The sequence below is a fragment of the Rhodocytophaga aerolata genome (assembly GCF_030503435.1).
GTDB classification, from domain to species: Bacteria; Bacteroidota; Bacteroidia; order Cytophagales; family 172606-1; genus Rhodocytophaga; species Rhodocytophaga aerolata.
In genome coordinates, this window is the sequence record NZ_JAUKPO010000025.1 from 54,360 (window position 1) to 70,191 (window position 15,832).

The 15,832-nt window shown below is 40.1% G+C and carries 16 protein-coding genes; 11 read left to right on the plus strand and 5 right to left on the minus strand.

Features of this window, described 5'->3' with window-relative positions; translation table 11 throughout:
• Nucleotides 1-11 precede the first annotated feature (11 nt).
• The 8 genes from nqrE to aroC all read left to right on the plus strand — a co-directional run bounded on the left by nqrE (nucleotide 12) and on the right by aroC (nucleotide 7,856).
• Nucleotides 12-629 (plus strand): NADH:ubiquinone reductase (Na(+)-transporting) subunit E, encoded by a 618-nt coding sequence (gene nqrE / locus Q0590_RS27620; protein ID WP_302040882.1) that lies wholly within the window; start codon nucleotides 12-14, stop codon nucleotides 627-629.
• Between the two features lie 87 nt (nucleotides 630-716).
• A complete protein-coding gene (locus tag Q0590_RS27625; protein ID WP_302040883.1) occupies nucleotides 717-1,298 on the plus strand; it encodes a DUF502 domain-containing protein in 582 nt (193 codons plus the stop codon).
• Nucleotides 1,285-1,881, plus strand: a complete 597-nt coding sequence (locus Q0590_RS27630; RefSeq protein ID WP_302040884.1) for a hypothetical protein — start codon at nucleotides 1,285-1,287, stop codon at nucleotides 1,879-1,881. The genes Q0590_RS27625 and Q0590_RS27630 overlap by 14 nt, the downstream gene beginning before the upstream one ends.
• A 104-nt stretch (nucleotides 1,882-1,985) precedes the next feature.
• On the plus strand, nucleotides 1,986-3,227 hold the full coding sequence (locus Q0590_RS27635) for a 3-phosphoshikimate 1-carboxyvinyltransferase (RefSeq protein ID WP_302040885.1): 1,242 nt from the start codon (nucleotides 1,986-1,988) through the stop codon (nucleotides 3,225-3,227).
• Nucleotides 3,228-3,377: 150 nt separating this feature from the next.
• Entirely contained in the window at nucleotides 3,378-4,040 is a 663-nt protein-coding gene (locus Q0590_RS27640; protein WP_302040886.1) for a PspA/IM30 family protein, read from the plus strand.
• Between the two features lie 83 nt (nucleotides 4,041-4,123).
• A complete protein-coding gene (locus tag Q0590_RS27645; protein ID WP_302040887.1) occupies nucleotides 4,124-4,561 on the plus strand; it encodes a YbjN domain-containing protein in 438 nt (145 codons plus the stop codon).
• A 649-nt stretch (nucleotides 4,562-5,210) separates the two neighbouring features.
• Nucleotides 5,211-6,656, plus strand: a complete 1,446-nt coding sequence (locus Q0590_RS27655) for a BatD family protein (RefSeq protein WP_302040889.1) — start codon at nucleotides 5,211-5,213, stop codon at nucleotides 6,654-6,656.
• Nucleotides 6,657-6,779: 123 nt separating this feature from the next.
• A complete protein-coding gene (gene aroC / locus Q0590_RS27660) occupies nucleotides 6,780-7,856 on the plus strand; it encodes a chorismate synthase (RefSeq protein ID WP_302040890.1) in 1,077 nt (358 codons plus the stop codon).
• A gap of 33 nt (nucleotides 7,857-7,889) precedes the next feature.
• Here the strand turns inward: aroC and Q0590_RS27665 are convergent, their stop codons facing one another.
• From Q0590_RS27665 to Q0590_RS27675, 3 genes are all read right to left on the minus strand, one after another.
• Entirely contained in the window at nucleotides 7,890-8,810 is a 921-nt protein-coding gene (locus Q0590_RS27665; protein WP_302040891.1) for a mechanosensitive ion channel family protein, read from the minus strand.
• 142 nt (nucleotides 8,811-8,952) lie between these two features.
• Entirely contained in the window at nucleotides 8,953-9,462 is a 510-nt protein-coding gene (locus tag Q0590_RS27670; protein ID WP_302040892.1) for a phosphoribosyltransferase family protein, read from the minus strand.
• A gap of 175 nt (nucleotides 9,463-9,637) precedes the next feature.
• Nucleotides 9,638-10,951 carry an alpha/beta hydrolase family protein gene (locus Q0590_RS27675; protein WP_302040893.1) on the minus strand — a complete coding sequence of 438 codons (1,314 nt, stop codon included), beginning with the start codon at nucleotides 10,949-10,951 and terminating at the stop codon, nucleotides 9,638-9,640.
• 236 nt (nucleotides 10,952-11,187) lie between these two features.
• Between Q0590_RS27675 and upp the strand changes: the two genes are divergently transcribed.
• The 3 genes from upp to Q0590_RS27690 all read left to right on the plus strand — a co-directional run bounded on the left by upp (nucleotide 11,188) and on the right by Q0590_RS27690 (nucleotide 13,478).
• Nucleotides 11,188-11,832, plus strand: coding sequence for a uracil phosphoribosyltransferase (gene upp, locus Q0590_RS27680; RefSeq protein ID WP_302040894.1), 645 nt, complete (start codon nucleotides 11,188-11,190; stop codon nucleotides 11,830-11,832).
• 190 nt (nucleotides 11,833-12,022) lie between these two features.
• Nucleotides 12,023-12,472: a small multi-drug export protein gene (locus Q0590_RS27685; RefSeq protein WP_302040895.1), complete on the plus strand. Its 450-nt coding sequence runs from the start codon at nucleotides 12,023-12,025 to the stop codon at nucleotides 12,470-12,472.
• 16 nt (nucleotides 12,473-12,488) lie between these two features.
• A complete protein-coding gene (locus Q0590_RS27690) occupies nucleotides 12,489-13,478 on the plus strand; it encodes an NAD(P)H-quinone oxidoreductase (RefSeq protein ID WP_302040896.1) in 990 nt (329 codons plus the stop codon).
• Between the two features lie 60 nt (nucleotides 13,479-13,538).
• On the opposite strand, the gene Q0590_RS27695 is transcribed toward Q0590_RS27690, so the two are convergent.
• Nucleotides 13,539-14,678, minus strand: coding sequence for an acyl-CoA dehydrogenase (locus Q0590_RS27695; protein WP_302040897.1), 1,140 nt, complete (start codon nucleotides 14,676-14,678; stop codon nucleotides 13,539-13,541).
• A gap of 191 nt (nucleotides 14,679-14,869) precedes the next feature.
• Entirely contained in the window at nucleotides 14,870-15,775 is a 906-nt protein-coding gene (gene uvsE, locus Q0590_RS27700; RefSeq protein WP_302040898.1) for a UV DNA damage repair endonuclease UvsE, read from the minus strand.
• Between the last annotated feature and the right edge of the window lie 57 nt (nucleotides 15,776-15,832).

Below are 15,832 nucleotides of genomic sequence, written 5' to 3' on the forward strand. Positions count from 1 at the left end.
AAAAAATCCATATGGAAGGTTTAATAAGTATAGGTATTCGGTCTATTTTTATAGACAATATGATATTTGCCTACTTTTTAGGCATGTGCTCATATTTGGCTGTATCCAAGAATGTAAAAACAGCTTTTGGCTTAGGTATGGCTGTTGTGTTTGTATTAGGATTAACCATCCCCTTAAACTGGCTCTTACTACATTATGTACTAAATCCAGGAGCACTATCCTGGACAGGTATTCCTGCATTAGCTAGTGTTGATTTAAGCTTTTTAAGCTTTATCGTGTTCATTGCCGTTATTGCTGCCTTTGTGCAATTGACTGAAATGGCTGTTGAAAAGTTTACTCCGGCACTTTATGGGGCTTTAGGTATATTTCTACCTCTGATTGCAGTAAACTGTTCTATTTTAGGAGGCGCTCTGTTTATGCAGGGCCGTCCTTATAATTTAGCGGAGGCTTCCGTATTTGGCTTTGGCTCGGGTATCGGCTGGTTACTGGCTATTGTCGCTTTAGCGGCTATCCGGGAGAAGCTGAAATATTCAAATGTGCCCAAACCATTAAGAGGATTAGGGATTACATTTATAATTGTAGGATTGATGTCCTTAGGCTTCCTTAGCTTTATGGGATTTGCCGTATAATTTAACAGACGTATATTGTTAGAAAGGCTTTGCTAATGCAGAGCCTTTTTTATTTTTGCACTCTTATTCTGATACAGCAAATTATTCATGAATACACTGATTAAATACTTCTTCAGAGGCTTACTGCTGGTTATTCCCATAGGACTTACTATATATATTTTAGTAGCCGCCGTCAGATGGTTAGATAGCTTATTATCACTAAAATATCCAGGATCAGGAATACTGATCATACTCGTTAGCATCACAGCTATCGGATACATTGGTTCTACCCTGATAGCCAAACCTATAGTGGAATTTTTCGAAAAGCTCCTGAACCGCTTACCGTTGGTACGAATAATTTATTCCTCAGTGAAAGATTTAATTTCTGCTTTTGTAGGTGATAAAAAGAAGTTCAGTCAACCGGTACTTGTTACCATCAATAAAGGATCGGACTTGCAAAAATTAGGTTTTATCACACAGGAAGATTTAAGTACTATAGGGATTAAGGAAAAAATAGCCGTATATTTACCTCACTCCTACAATTTTTCCGGAGATTTATATATTGTACCCAAAGAGAACGTGGTGCTGATACAAAATTCAGGAGCCGACATCATGAAGTTTATTGTGTCCGGAGGCGTTACAAGCGTATCAATTGCCCAAGTTGATAACAGTACACATGAGGAAATTTGAAAGCATCACATTTTGCTGCAAAGTGCCGGATCTGCTTTTCCTGTTCAAACAAGGAACTTGCTTTAGCAGAAGATATCTTCCAATTTCTACATCACACATATATGGCCTGTTCTGGCTGCTTCTTCTGTTTTGCATTTCTTTTGAAAGTGTTGGCCAGGACAAATATTTAGTTCTGGACAAACCTGGCCGCATCAAAAGAATCCGCTATTACACCGGAGACGAAATTATCTTCAAACTGAAGGGAGACAAAACAACCTATAGTACACTTATTCAAGCAGTGAGTGATTCATCTATCCGGGTGAGGGATACAGATATTTCGATAAAAGATATTCGGGCAATTATCCGGCACAGCGAAAATGGTTTTTTATATCAAGCGTCCCGCATTTTACCCAAAGCCGGCATACTTTATTTTCTGGCCGATACATTTAATCCAATTTTTAGAGGAGAAAAACCGCACGTATCCCGTTCGGGAGTGGTAGTAGGTAGTACCTTGTTTTTAGGAGGAAATGCTTTAAAGCTATTTAGAAAAAGAACCTTAAAAGTAAATAATTTCCGGACATTAAAGATTTTACAAACTTTTTAAAGACTGGGTTATAGGAATCTGAAAGGAACTGCTTGCCCGGTTAGGATATATAATAATTATTTTGAAACAACTTATTCCAGTACCAACCCTTATTTATACAAAGTATGTCGGACATCCAAAGCCTACTTTTACATAAGCCTTCCGGAAATATTCAAACCAGTGTATTATTACCCGCCTCAAAAAGTGAAAGTAACCGAGCCTTAATTATTGATGCGCTTACAAACCATCAGTGCACGTTGCAAAATTTATCTGAAGCGCGGGACACACAAACGATGCAGCGGTTGTTGCATAGCCAGGAACAAACACTGGATGTAATTGATGCAGGCACCACCATGCGCTTTCTGACTGCATATGTAGCCATTACCAATAAAAATAAAATCCTTACCGGCACAGCACGAATGTGCGAAAGGCCGATTTCTATTCTGGTAGATGCGCTGCGAAGCTTAGGAGCCAATATTTCATACCTTGCCAAAGAAGGCTTCCCTCCTATTCATATTAAAAGCCTTGTGTATAATGGGGTAAATGAATTAGCTATCCGTGGAGATGTAAGCAGCCAGTATATTTCTGCATTACTCATGATTGCCCCAGCCCTACCCGGTGGGTTAAAGCTGAAACTTACCGGCCATGTTGGCTCCAAGCCATATATCCAGATGACGTTGAAGCAGATGGAGCATTTCGGTATACACTCTCAATGGAATGACAATATTATTTCTATTTCCAGTCAAACTTATAAACCTGCTACGTTTTGGGTAGAATCCGATTGGTCGGCTGCCAGTTATTGGTATAGCATTGTTGCTCTGGCAGAAGATGCAGCAATAGAATTAAGAGGATTAAAACCACACTCGCTGCAAGGCGACAGTGCCATTGCAGGCATTATGGAACCACTCGGCGTACAATCCACCTTTGTCGAAGGAGGTGTTAGATTGACAAAAACGGCTACTGTAGAAAAGACTTCTGTTGATTTTACTCACTGCCCAGACCTTGCCCAGACTGTAGCAGTTATTTGTGCAGCAAAGAATATTCATCTAACCTTAACTGGTATCGAAAGCTTAAAAATAAAGGAAACCGACCGGGTAAAAGCCCTGCAACAAGAACTAAGTAAGTTCGGAGCTACTTTGCAGGAAACAGGGAAAGAAGTATATGAAGTAACCCGCATAGCTGATTGGCAACCTACGGCACAACCAGTAACTGTAGAAACATACGACGATCACCGGATGGCAATGGCTTTTGCGCCCCTCGCCCTGCTACAAGACGTTCAGATTATGCACCCGCAGGTAGTCGTAAAATCGTATCCCCGCTTCTGGCAGGATCTCAAACAAGCCGGTTTTACCATCACAGAAAACTAACGTTGTGGGAAACTGTCTGCATAGCTTAAAAAACAATAAGCAGCTGATACTGATCAAGCGTAGATTAGCCAATTAGTGAGGCGGTTGTTTTTCTTATAAAAAGTTTATAAATAACATTAAAAAACCAATAGTACTAAACTGCACAAACCTATGGGAATATTTAGCAGAATTGCCGATATCTTTAAAGCCAATATTAACGACACACTGGACCGCGCAGAAGATCCGGAGAAAATGATTAAACTGATGGTGGTAGAAATGCAGGAGGCTCTCACAAAATCTACCTCTGCATTAGCTCAGGCAATGGGAAATGAGAAGCGCCTGGAAAGGCAATACCAGCAACTTCAAAGTTCGTCAGAAGATATGCAAAGCAAGGCTATAACTGCTCTAAAAGCAGGCAATGAATCGCTAGCTAAAACGGCTCTGGTAAAAAAATCACAGGTAGACACCCAGCTGGCTCAGTACAAACAGATGTATGAATCGGCTAGTGCTACCACTGCACAAATGCGCGCGCAAGTAGATAAGTTGAAAGCAAAACTCGACGAAGCCCGCATGAAAGAATCTACCCTGATAGCCCGTAGCCAGCAAGCCAAAGCACAAACACAAATTGCTAAAAGTCTGGGGGGTTTCGACGACAATGCTTTTGCCAAATTTGATAAATTCGAACAGAAGGTGTTAAAATCAGAAGCAGAGGCACAGGCATTTACTGAACTCTCATCGTCTAACACCAGTCTTGACGATCAGTTTGCCGAACTACAGCAGAACAATCAGGTAGATGATGAACTAGCCAAGTTAAAAGCTCTGCTGAATAAATAGCCAAAACAGTTGCTTCATTGGTAGACTTTTAAACTACTCTCTTACGTACTTCTAATTTATCTTTCACTCAATATCCCAACCCTATGCCTAAGTTTGCCTTACTAAAAGATGGTGTAAACGAAACATTGATTAAAGCCACCCAAACCAAAATAGCTTCTTATCTGTCACGCTTGTTTGATGAGCAAGAACTGGTAATTGTAGATGGCTTATATGCATTCACTTTTGGCACTGTACAAATAGAAGTACAGGTAATTTCCTGGCATTCAGAAGACGTACTGGTAAAGGTATTTTCTTATCTGGCCCAGGATGTAACTCTTACAAAAGAAATGTCGGAAGAATTATTACGATTAAACTCTACGCTGTCTTTTGGAAGTTTTGGCATTACCTTCGATAATTCGGTAGTCTTCTCTTATTCTCTGGCAGGAGCCAATATAGATTTTAACGAATTTTCAGCGGCCATTCAGACGGTAGCTACCATTGCCGACGAGTATGACGAAAAAATTCAATCGCAAAAAGTGTAATGGCTGTATGAGTTTATAAGATACCTGTATCAGCTGCTAGGTACTCTGCCTGCTATAAAAAAACAAAAGCCTCCAGACCGGAGGCTTTTGCATAGGAATAAGTTTATTCAATAATTAGTTTATGCTGACTGAAGAAAAACAAGTATGTAGAATGGCTGAATATGTTTGTCCAAACTTTTCGTAACACCACGCTTTTAATATTTTTATTTCTTCATTAATAAGGGAGGCAATAGCTTTTCTTAATTCCTTTTCAAATAGCCTCTTGTCAAAGCTTACTTTTTGCAGAATCATTTTCATGTACTCTAACATAAGATCTTATATGGTTTGTTGATTTGTAAACTCACTTCCATTCCTATAAAGCATAAAGGCTGGTTACCCTTTATTTATACGCGCTCTAAGGTGTAGTAAGTAAGTCTGGAGGTTGAACTGATTAACGTTATTTACATAAGTACCTCATACGCCTACAACTGCTATGAGTAGAAAGCACACTCTTTATTTATACATACGGTTAATGCTAAAATTTATTTTAATGTTACTAAACTTTAACGTAAGAACCGGGCGCAAATATACAAAATATTATTATTTCGATAAAAAATATTTATAATTTAATAATATTTTAATTTTACAGTTTTACTCATAAAATTTGTACATGGATATAAGGGCTGGAAAAGTATGGGTTTTATCTATTACTTTTTACTTGATTTTACACGTTTCTGTTGCACAGGAAATAAGTATAGAAACCACCAAACGAACTATTTCTCTGGATGAGCCTTTTACCCTAAGACTAATTATAAAAGGGCCAACAGCTACTAACAAGTACTCTCCTTTTCCCGACTATCCAAACCTGCACAAACGGGAGGTATCTTCTACTACTTCTACCAACATGGTAAATGGCAAAAAAGTTGTCACGCAAGTTATTAGTCAGAATTATCTGGTTATAAAAGAAGGCAGCTTTACATTAGCTCCCTCACAAATGACAGTCAACAACAGGCTTGTGCCTATTAAAGGCATCACCTTACAGGTAGAGCCGCCGGTAGACCCCAATTATACACTTAATAATGAGCTATATGAGGAGTTGGTAGAAATAGAGCGGCAAAGAACTCAACCGGCAGATGTAAAAGCAGATGCATTTTTTTCGCTGTCTCTGGATAACAATGAAGTATATGTGGGCGAAGGATTTATGTTACTCTTGGCCTTATATGTAGCACAAACAAATAAAGCAGACCTGGTCTCGTATAAAGTTGACGAGCAGTTAGTAGAAATATTGCAAAAAATAAGGCCGAGTAACTGTTGGGAAGAAAACTTTCCTATAGAAGAATTTCAAGAATCGCTGGTAACGGTTAACAACAAACAGTACAGACGATACGCTATTTATCAATCGGTGTATTATCCGCTTAATACCAATCCTATTTCGTTTCCCAAAGTTGGGCTTACCATGATTAAATACCAGCCACTGCCTAAGGCAACTTCAAACAAAACTGGTAGAAAAACAACGTATGAAACATTTTACACAACGCCTAAGCAGGTAAATGTAAAACCTTTGCCTCCACATCCGCTACGGGAACAAGTTTCCGTAGGAGGTTTCAGGGTAAAAGAAGCTATTAGCAGCCGTGAATTGACTACCGGGCAGAGTTTTAATTATCATTTTACCATTTCCGGAGAAGGAAATTTTTCTACCGTACATTTTAAACCAACCGTTTCTGATAAATATTTCGATTTTTTTCCACCCAAAGTCCTGGAAAAAATTAGCCGGACAAAAGATAAAATTACTGGTACTAAGTCGTTTCAATATCAGATAGTGCCCAAGGAGCCGGGGACATATGTGATGCGTAACTATTTTGAATGGATTTATTTCGACACAAAAGCCCAAAAATACGATACACTCTCATCTGCAATTGCTGTAGAGGTAACTGGCGAAAGCCGTAAAAATGCGGATATTTCTTTGAACAAATTAGGGCCTCTGTATAAAAATATGATGCAGGAAAGCAGCCAGGTTGTTGATATGCATACCCGGAAATGGGTACAAATGGGAGCAAATATTCTCATTCTACTGATGCTGATTACTATGGTAAGTTTGTTTTTCATCAAACGGTAAAACTTTTTTCAGCATACCGGATTTATTAACCAATAATATATATAACAGAAAAATAGTATAGCTACTTTTGCAGCTATCAGGTGTAGAGCCAACTAGAAACTCAATATCTCAGCATATTTATTTATGAACACATACGGTAAGCAATTCCGAATAACCACTTTTGGCGAGTCTCATGGTGCAGGTATTGGCGTAGTAATTGACGGATGCCCAGCAGGTTTACCTCTGGATACAGCTTTTATTCAACAAGAACTCGATAGACGGAAGCCTGGCCAGTCTAAAATTACTACTCAGCGAAAAGAGAAAGACGAGTTTGAAATACTATCAGGTGTATTTGATGGCAAGACTACTGGCACTCCCCTTACGTTGATGATCTGGAATGAAGACGCAAAAAGTAAAGACTATGCTCATATTGCTGATCAGTTCCGCCCATCACACGCGGACTACACTTATACCGAAAAATATGGTATACGAGACTACCGCGGCGGGGGCCGCAGTTCAGCCCGGGAAACAGCGGCGAGGGTAGCTTCCGGAGCTGTGGCTAAACTGCTGCTTCACCCTTTAGGGATCCGCATTCAAGCATATGTTTCGCAAGTAGGAAAAGTCAAACTAGAAAAAGAATATAGTCAACTTGATTTATCTCTGACAGAAAATAACATTGTTCGTTGCCCGGAGCCAGCTATTGCAGAAGAAATGATTGCACTCATAGATGCTACCCGCAAAAATGGAGATTCTATTGGCGGAGTAGTCACCTGTGTAATAAAGGGGACTCCAGCCGGCTGGGGCGAACCTGTTTTTGATAAATTGCACGCAGAACTTGGCAAAGCTATGCTTAGCATTAATGCTGTGAAGGGATTTGAATATGGTAGTGGCTTTGCAGGGGTACAAATGCTGGGCTCTGAACATAATGATGCTTTTTATACCGAAGAGGGGAAAGTTAAAACCCGTACAAATTACTCCGGAGGCATACAAGGTGGTATTTCTAATGGAGCCGATATATATTTTAATGTAGCATTTAAGCCGGTAGCAACCCTTATGCGTGATCAGGAAAGCATCAATGAAAAAGGCGAATCAGTGACTGTTTCAGGAAAAGGCCGCCATGATCCTTGTGTGGTGCCCCGGGCTGTACCTATTGTTGAAGGCATGGCTGCGTTAGTGCTGGCAGATTTCTACCTGAGAAATGCAACCAGTAAACTCCGGTAGTATAGATCCGGGTTAGTACTGGCTAATCCGGATTTAGTTATGCTTTCCATTTGCTTTCTCTGATAGCACCGTTTGCAGTTGCTCGTTCAGTTTTTCGCCACCTTTAATGCCAAAATCCAGCGTGCGTATGGGAAAAGGAATCATAATATTATTTTCATCGTAAGCTTTCTTTATACGCATAATTCCATCACTTAATGCAGCCAGGTAGTCTGGTTGTTTCTTAAAATCAACCCAGTAACGTATTTCAAAATTAATTGAAGAATCTCCAAACTCCTTGAAAAAGAGTGTGACCCCTTCGTTAGGTAGAATGTGTTCAATTGTTTGTACGGCCTCAATAGTTACACGTTTTACTTTTTCCAGGTCATCGCCATAAGATACCCCACACTTCAGGTCTATCCGCCGTTTGCCTTCCTCTGAATAGTTGACAATCGGTTTATTATAGATGTCTTTATTGGGAATATGCACATGCTGCCCCTGCATGGTACGGATGATGGTACTTCGTAAATTAATATTGATCACTGTACCAAAATGGTCGTTGGATTGAATTACATCACCAATCTGAATAGGCTTACTTATAGCCATTAACACACCTGATACAAAATTGGAGGCAATATCCTGAAAGGCAAAACCTAAAGCCAACCCTACAATACCTACGCCCGCTAATAAAGATGTTACCGCCTTATCTAAGCCTATAATACTTAAAGCAACAAATAACCCTAAGGCAACAAATGCAATAGATATAATATTTAACCCTAAATCCACTAAAGCCCGGCTATGCACGAAACGGTGCAAAGGCTTAGCTAATCCCTTTCTTATAAGTTTGCCGGCTGTATACAATAGTAGAAACACTACTATGGCAATCAGCAAATTAGGCAGCAGCAGAATAAGACTTTCTACCCAGTCGGTAAGTTTGTGATAAAGTTTGCTTACAGCGTCATTTATAGTTTCATTCATGCGATACAATACAGATATGATCTATCAATTATAGGGTAGTACGAAATACAAGACACGGCTACTTGCTGACACACAGGAAACCCCATAAGTATCATACGTATGCTTTGCTATAATTGATATAGGTTTAATAGATGTGCATTTTTTAACTTAAATACACACCAAACCGCTCTTCGTCCTCCAATACTACTTCTATATGTTCCTGAATAGTGGTTGAAAGAGCATATCCTATATAATCGGCTGAGATAGGAAATTGTTTATGATTCCGGTCTACAATTACGGCTGTGCTTAGTTTTTTTATTTCTACATTAAGAAAAGGTTTTAAACTATAAACCAGGGTGCGGCCGGTATTTAATACATCATCTAACAGAATAACTACCTTGTTACGCAGCAGACTGGTATCACAATCCAGAAATATATCGCTTTGCAGGGGTGCTAACTTATCTAAGCTCACTTTAACCAAAGTAACCTTAATAGGAGAAATGGCCTTAAGTTCTTGTTGAAGCAATTTTGCAAACAAATATCCTTTATCATAAATACCTGCCAAGATGATTTCGTCTTCCTGAAAATTATTCTCATACACCTCATAAGCTATGCGCTTTATTTTTTGCAAGGTTTGTTTTTGGGTAAGTATTAGCGTGGAAGTGGCGGTCATAGAGTTATATGCGTTAATATCAAATTACTTGGTGAGATTGTGTATTATATCAAAATTAGTGAAACTAACTGGCTTTTGATGTTAAGAGCGCAAGCTAGAGAAACACATGTGCATCGTACGGATTTTGAATACTGAAGGTATCTATTTTTACCTTGTTATTAAATAGCCTTACGCCTTACTTAGCAGGTGAAGTATGCAGCAATTCCAATCCTGTAGCTGTGCGCGGCTTGAAACCAGGCCAAGTAGCTTTATTGGCATCTTCTTCTACTTGCAGGTATTTGAGGTAATCTTGCTTTTTCAAATGAATCCCTAAAAATGCAGTTACGAAATGCTGATTAATATTGTTTATGCGCCGCTCATTCCAGGCCGGTTCCGCATAGTGATAATAGTCCTCCATTAACTCTGGCTTTAATGTTTGAGAAGGCGGTGGATTTGGTGCTACATTATGGCGGGCATTTATATAGGTCAGCAGGTAGCGGTCTGCATTAACTGCACCAGCATAAATGGCTTTTACTCCTTTTTCATACCCGGAGATATCATCCTGGCTGCCGGCCACAAAAAATGTTGGAATTTTTAACTCTTTCAATCCTTCTGCATCCCAAACGCCCCGTTCCATACCCCAGGGTGCAAAGGCTACAACAGCTTTTACCCTGGGATCAATGGAAGCCTTATAAGCAGCATGACTAGCTGTGCGAACATCTATTGCTTTGCTTCCGCCTGTCATACTGCTAAAGAAGGTTGTTAGTTGTGGGCTAAATCCGGCTCCGGCAACATTCAATACCCCATAGCCTCCCATAGAATAGCCTATTAACGCCGTATTATTGGCATCTGCCAGACCTGACAAAAAACTATTTGATTTTTCTTTTCCTGCCTGGGCCATGTACTCTAGTACAAAAAGGATATCTTTCGGCCGGTTAAGAAGGGTACTTTGAAAGCCTGTTACATCTTTATACGTAGATTCTGTATGGTCAATAGCTACCACTACATATCCTTTCGAAGCTAAATTTTCGGTAAGATAGGTTAACAACAACCTGGACCCCGGATAACCATGTGAGACAATTACCAGGGGAAAGGCCCCTTCTGATGTTTGTGGAGCGGCATCCCGTATGGCTCTGCCAGTAAATGTAAACGGAATTAACGGCCTTTTAGGATCATTTGCCCTTCCCAGCGTACTTTCATACACAACTGTTTCTTTACTTTTTTCGGTAACTTGTGCCGGATACCAGATCTCTAGTTTTAAAGCCCGGTCATATAAGGGTTCGGTTCCATTGGCTGCTTTCAAAATATTTAGCTGGCCCTTATTTACTACATCTATCGTACGGACACCTACCTTATACGTGCCCCGGACCGCAAGTTCTGGTGCATCGGGCAATAAGTCGCCGGCTAAAAATGCTTCATGAGAGGCCTGTGCATGCACAGCTTGCGGTTGCTGCCAACACAAAAAAAGCAGCAGGAGTAATGTATGCCAGAGTAGGTTACTAGTTTTCATCTAGGATAGGTTTTCAATCAAAAGTATAGAATATTCCGGATAATAGTATTCAAAAATTCTACAACTTCATTTCTGCTTTTGCCGGATTTGTATTCTTTCGTACCCAAAAAATCTGACTAGAGCTCCCGGCTGCACACCCAAAATGCAATGCTTATCAGATGTTATAATTTAAATACTTGCTAATCTATATTTTTCTTTCAAATGTGTAAATTGCCACCACTCAAAACTCAACTTCCATGTTTGTATTAACCGAAAAAGCTTCCTTAGCCAATCATTTTATAGCGGAATTAAGAGACGAACAGGTACAAAAAGATAGCATGCGTTTCCGCAGAAACATGGAACGGGTGGGTGAACTGCTGGCATATGAGATTTCAAAAGCATTAGTTTATGTGCCAGTACAAGTAACTACTCCGTTGGGTACAAAAGATACACTTCTTTTGCAGCAGCAACCTGTATTAGCCACTATACTACGTGCCGGACTACCTTTATTTCAGGGGTTTATCAATTATTTTGATAAAGCAGACAGTGCTTTCATAGGTGCATACCGCGGAAAACACAAGCAAGACGAATCTTTCGATATAGAACTACACTATGCTGTAGCACCAGATCTGAACGGCCGAACACTGATCTTAATAGACCCTATGCTGGCAACAGGTAAATCTGCTGTAAAAGCCTATAACAGTTTAATACAGTATGGTACGCCTGCTCACACTCATCTGGTAGCAGCGGTGGCTAGCCAGGAGGGTATTGCCTACATACAAGAGCATTTGCCTTTTTGTAAGCTTTGGCTAGGCACCATAGATGAAAAACTCAATCACAAAGCCTACATAGTACCCGGGCTTGGCGATGCCGGAGATCTGGCTTTCGGCTCAAAAATGTAAATAACGTTTAGTTTTTGTATCACTTAGTAATCAGCACTTTAGTACACCCATCCTGGTAGATTGTCCGTTTAAGTACTAAGGATTTAATAGCACTAGTTGGTATATCAATTTTTAAATTACGGAACACCTAATAACAGCTTTTAAATTGATAAAATATGGTAACTCTAAAAATTAACGTGTTAGGAATAAAATGTTAGCTCAAACAGCAAAATATCTGGCCGTTTACCTGATCAGTATGATAAAATTTATTGGTGGCCCTTTGTCAGGTGTAGCATCTGGATTAACCTGGGTGGAAACTTTTATTTTTACTGTACTCGGCATGATGACCACAGTAGTGGTACTTACGCTACTTGGTGAGAATGCCCGCAAACGTTTTTTACATAGACTCAGAAAGAAAAAGAAGCTCTTTACCCCCAAAAACCGGCGGATGGTAAGAATGTGGCGAAAATATGGCTTAAAAGGGGTGGCATTTCTCACGCCGGTTTTTTTTAGCCCGATTATCGGCACCGTTATGGCTATTTCTTTTGGTGAACCGGCAAAGCGTATCTTTTTTTATATGCTAGGCAGTGCTTTATTCTGGGGAGTGATATTCTCATTATTTATTAATGAGTTGAATTCATTTATTTTCCATAGAGTGTAATCCATCTTTGACAAGTATGCAAGCAGTAGTTGTACCATCACCCGGCGGACCCGAACAATTACAGATTGGAAGCTGGCAGAAGCCAGTGCCTGCAGCCCGTCAATTGCTGGTGCAGGTGGAAGCTACCGCTTTAAACCGGGCAGATACCTTGCAACGAGCGGGAAAATATCCGCCTCCACCTGGGGCAAGTCCCATTCTGGGCCTGGAAATAGCCGGACGAGTAGTGGAACTAGGGAATGAAGCTATAAAATTTAACATAGGCGATGCTGTGTTTGGGTTACTGCCTGGAGGGGGCTATGCACAATATGCAGTTATACATGAAGATATGGCAATCCCTATACCCGAAGGAATGTCTATGGAGCAGGCAGCAGCTATCCCAGAAGTATTTTTAACAGCCTTTCAGGCACTACGTTGGCTGGCTAATTTACAAGCTACAGAAACCATTTTAATTCATGCCGGGGCCAGTGGCGTAGGAACAGCAGCTATTCAATTAGCTAAACAGATGGGTGCAGAAATAGTAGTAACCGCCTCGGAGGCCAAACATGGCTTATGTAAAGAATTAGGGGCTACTCATGTAATTGATTATAAAAAGGAGTCTTTTAGTAAAGTAGTAGCTGATGTAACGGAAGGCCGGGGTGTAAATGTAATTATAGATTTTATTGCGGCAAATTATTTCACCCAAAACATAGATTCGTTGGCAACGGATGGCAGACTAGTATTATTGGCTACTTTATCGGGTGGCAAAGTAAATGAATTCGACTTGCGGAAAATACTCACCAAACGGCTATCTATTATAGGCTCTACCTTACGCAGCCGCAGTCTGGAGTATCAGATAAAACTTACCAAAGACTTTACTTCTTTTGCCTTTCCCCACTTTAAGGATGGAAGATTAAAACCTGTAATAGATAGTATTATGGACTGGACACAGGTACAAGAAGCTCACAGATTAATGGAAAGCAATAAAAATGCGGGGAAGATAGTATTAAAGGTTGGGCATGGTTCATAAAAAAGCCTCCACCTAATTTACTGAATTGGATGAAGGCTTTAAGTAATCTACTGAAAGTTTTTATTTAAGTATGGTTCTGGAAATTACAAGTTTTTGTATTTCAGACGTTCCTTCCCCAATGGTGCAAAGTTTAGAATCGCGGTAATATTTCTCCACCGGAAAATCTTTTGTATAGCCATATCCGCCGAAAATTTGAACAGCCTCTGTCGATACTTTTACAGCTGTTTCAGAGGCATAATACTTAGCCATTGCAGATTCGCGGCGCACATCTCCGCCTGTATCTTTTATATCTGCTGCCCGGAAAGTAAGCAAGCGGGAAGCTTCAATTTCAGTAGCCATATCGGCCAACTTAAAAGCGATTCCCTGGAAGTGGGAAATAGGTTGCCCAAATTGGGTGCGTTCTTTGGAATATTGCAAGGCTGCTTCGTAGGCTCCTTGTGCAATACCCAAACTAAGAGCTGCAATAGAAATGCGTCCACCATCTAAAATTTTCAGTGATTGAATAAATCCATCGCCAACTTCACCCAGAATCTGATTTTTATGTACCCGGCAATCCTGAAATATAAGCTCTGTGGTTTCTGAGGCACGCATGCCTAATTTATCTTCTTTCTTTCCTGCTGAAAAACCTGGTGTGCCCTTTTCTATTACAAAAGCGGTAGCTCCACGTGAATCTCCCTGTTCTCCGGTACGGGCTATAATAACAGCTACATTACCCGATTTGCCATGCGTGATAAAATTTTTTGCACCATTAATTACCCAATAGTCGCCATCTTGTATAGCTACCGTACGCATATTGCCAGCATCCGAACCTGTATTTGGTTCTGTAAGGCCCCATGCACCAATCCACTCGGCAGTGGTTAATTTTGGAAGGTATTGCCGTTTTTGATCTTCATTGCCAAACATTAAGATATGATTGGTGCATAAGGAATTATGCGCAGCCATAGATAAGCCAATTGATCCATCTACTTTAGATAGTTCTACAATTGCTGTAACATATTCTTTATATCCTAGTCCTGCACCTCCATACTCTACAGGCACAAGTACCCCCATCAGACCTAGTTCGCCGAGTTGTTTGAATACTTCTATAGGAAATTCCTGGGTGTCATCCCATTTACGCACATAGGGTTTAATATGCCTGGTAGCAAACTCTCTAACCGTCTGGGCAATCATTTCTTGGTTTTCAGTAACTTCCGTTATCATAAGTAGATATTTTCAAGTGTGCAGAGCTGGTAATTGTAAAATTTCACTATATAGATGTATACGTTTCTAGCCTCTATTAGATATATTATAAAACAACTTTAAATAGTAATATATTCCTTTAGCTATAAATTAATTTTCATACAAATACTTACATAAATAATTATGGTGCTCTAAAGGTAAATGTGCTGCCTTTAATAACTATAGGAGGCGCGTTGTTGCAAGGCTTGTACAGCTTGTTCTTTTAGCTTTGCCTCAATCATTAAATCATATACCCCTTCGTTGTATACGTTGTCCATCCAGTCTTGTAGCTCATCAAAATCTCGTTGCTCTATTAAATCAGCATGCGAGGTACGGGTACCCGGTTTTTGGGATGACAAATGAAGTTTTGGTACCCTACCTTTCCAGGAGTCTACAATCAATTCCAGCTTTTCTGTAAGACCATCTTGCCAATCATCGCCAGTGTGGAAGCATTTGTGGTGGAACAGATCGAATATCATGGGGATGCCTAATTTCTGGCACAAAGGCAATACATCATCTACAGAGAAGGTAGTATCATCATTCTCCAGGGTTAGCCGTTGTTGTATTAATGGAGTCAGGTATTGATGGAAATTTTCTTCGAACCGCCGGATAGCAGCTTGTTTATCACCATAGGCGCCCCCTACATGCAATACCAGTAATCCTTGTGCCGGGTCAAGTATACTAATTAATCTTGCCTGCCAATCCAGTTCTCTTACAGAATCGCTAATTACTTTTGGATTTAGTGAATTAAGCACGGTATATTGCCCTGGGTGCATGGAAAGCCGTAAGCCATTTTCCTGTACATACTGGCGTATTTCCAGTAGTTTATCTTTAAAAATTGTTTCCCAATCCAGCGTAAATAATGTATGGGAGGCAAAAGGAATAGTAGATGACCCTACCCGGAAAAGCTTAATCCCCTGTGCTACATTCCATGACAGGATTTTCTGCAAACTTTCCAGGTTTTTAGCAATGGTTACCATCGCCTGTTCTTCCGTAAGTTTCGAAAGCCGGAAGGTATGATTAGTCGTTTCATCCAAACATATATTAATGCATGCATATCCAATGTGCCGTAGTTTCATCGTATCTCGTTTTACTTAATCTTTAACAATCAGGAGCTGGGTATAGGTGTTTCACAT

What these genes read in the sequence shown, in the direction of transcription:
- Q0590_RS27690 (WP_302040896.1), top strand. Translation starts at nt 12,489, where the DNA reads ATGCAAGCAGTAGTTGTACCATCACCCGGCGGACCCGAACAATTACAG.
- Q0590_RS27635 (WP_302040885.1), top strand. Translation starts at nt 1,986, where the DNA reads ATGTCGGACATCCAAAGCCTACTTTTACATAAGCCTTCCGGAAATATT.
- Q0590_RS27670 (WP_302040892.1), bottom strand. Translation starts at nt 9,462, where the DNA reads ATGACCGCCACTTCCACGCTAATACTTACCCAAAAACAAACCTTGCAA.
- Q0590_RS27655 (WP_302040889.1), top strand. Translation starts at nt 5,211, where the DNA reads ATGGATATAAGGGCTGGAAAAGTATGGGTTTTATCTATTACTTTTTAC.
- Q0590_RS27640 (WP_302040886.1), top strand. Translation starts at nt 3,378, where the DNA reads ATGGGAATATTTAGCAGAATTGCCGATATCTTTAAAGCCAATATTAAC.
- Q0590_RS27625 (WP_302040883.1), top strand. Translation starts at nt 717, where the DNA reads ATGAATACACTGATTAAATACTTCTTCAGAGGCTTACTGCTGGTTATT.
- Q0590_RS27630 (WP_302040884.1), top strand. Translation starts at nt 1,285, where the DNA reads ATGAGGAAATTTGAAAGCATCACATTTTGCTGCAAAGTGCCGGATCTG.
- Q0590_RS27645 (WP_302040887.1), top strand. Translation starts at nt 4,124, where the DNA reads ATGCCTAAGTTTGCCTTACTAAAAGATGGTGTAAACGAAACATTGATT.
- Q0590_RS27695 (WP_302040897.1), bottom strand. Translation starts at nt 14,678, where the DNA reads ATGATAACGGAAGTTACTGAAAACCAAGAAATGATTGCCCAGACGGTT.
- uvsE (WP_302040898.1), bottom strand. Translation starts at nt 15,775, where the DNA reads ATGAAACTACGGCACATTGGATATGCATGCATTAATATATGTTTGGAT.
- Q0590_RS27665 (WP_302040891.1), bottom strand. Translation starts at nt 8,810, where the DNA reads ATGAATGAAACTATAAATGACGCTGTAAGCAAACTTTATCACAAACTT.
- Q0590_RS27685 (WP_302040895.1), top strand. Translation starts at nt 12,023, where the DNA reads ATGTTAGCTCAAACAGCAAAATATCTGGCCGTTTACCTGATCAGTATG.
- Q0590_RS27675 (WP_302040893.1), bottom strand. Translation starts at nt 10,951, where the DNA reads ATGAAAACTAGTAACCTACTCTGGCATACATTACTCCTGCTGCTTTTT.
- aroC (WP_302040890.1), top strand. Translation starts at nt 6,780, where the DNA reads ATGAACACATACGGTAAGCAATTCCGAATAACCACTTTTGGCGAGTCT.
- upp (WP_302040894.1), top strand. Translation starts at nt 11,188, where the DNA reads ATGTTTGTATTAACCGAAAAAGCTTCCTTAGCCAATCATTTTATAGCG.
- nqrE (WP_302040882.1), top strand. Translation starts at nt 12, where the DNA reads ATGGAAGGTTTAATAAGTATAGGTATTCGGTCTATTTTTATAGACAAT.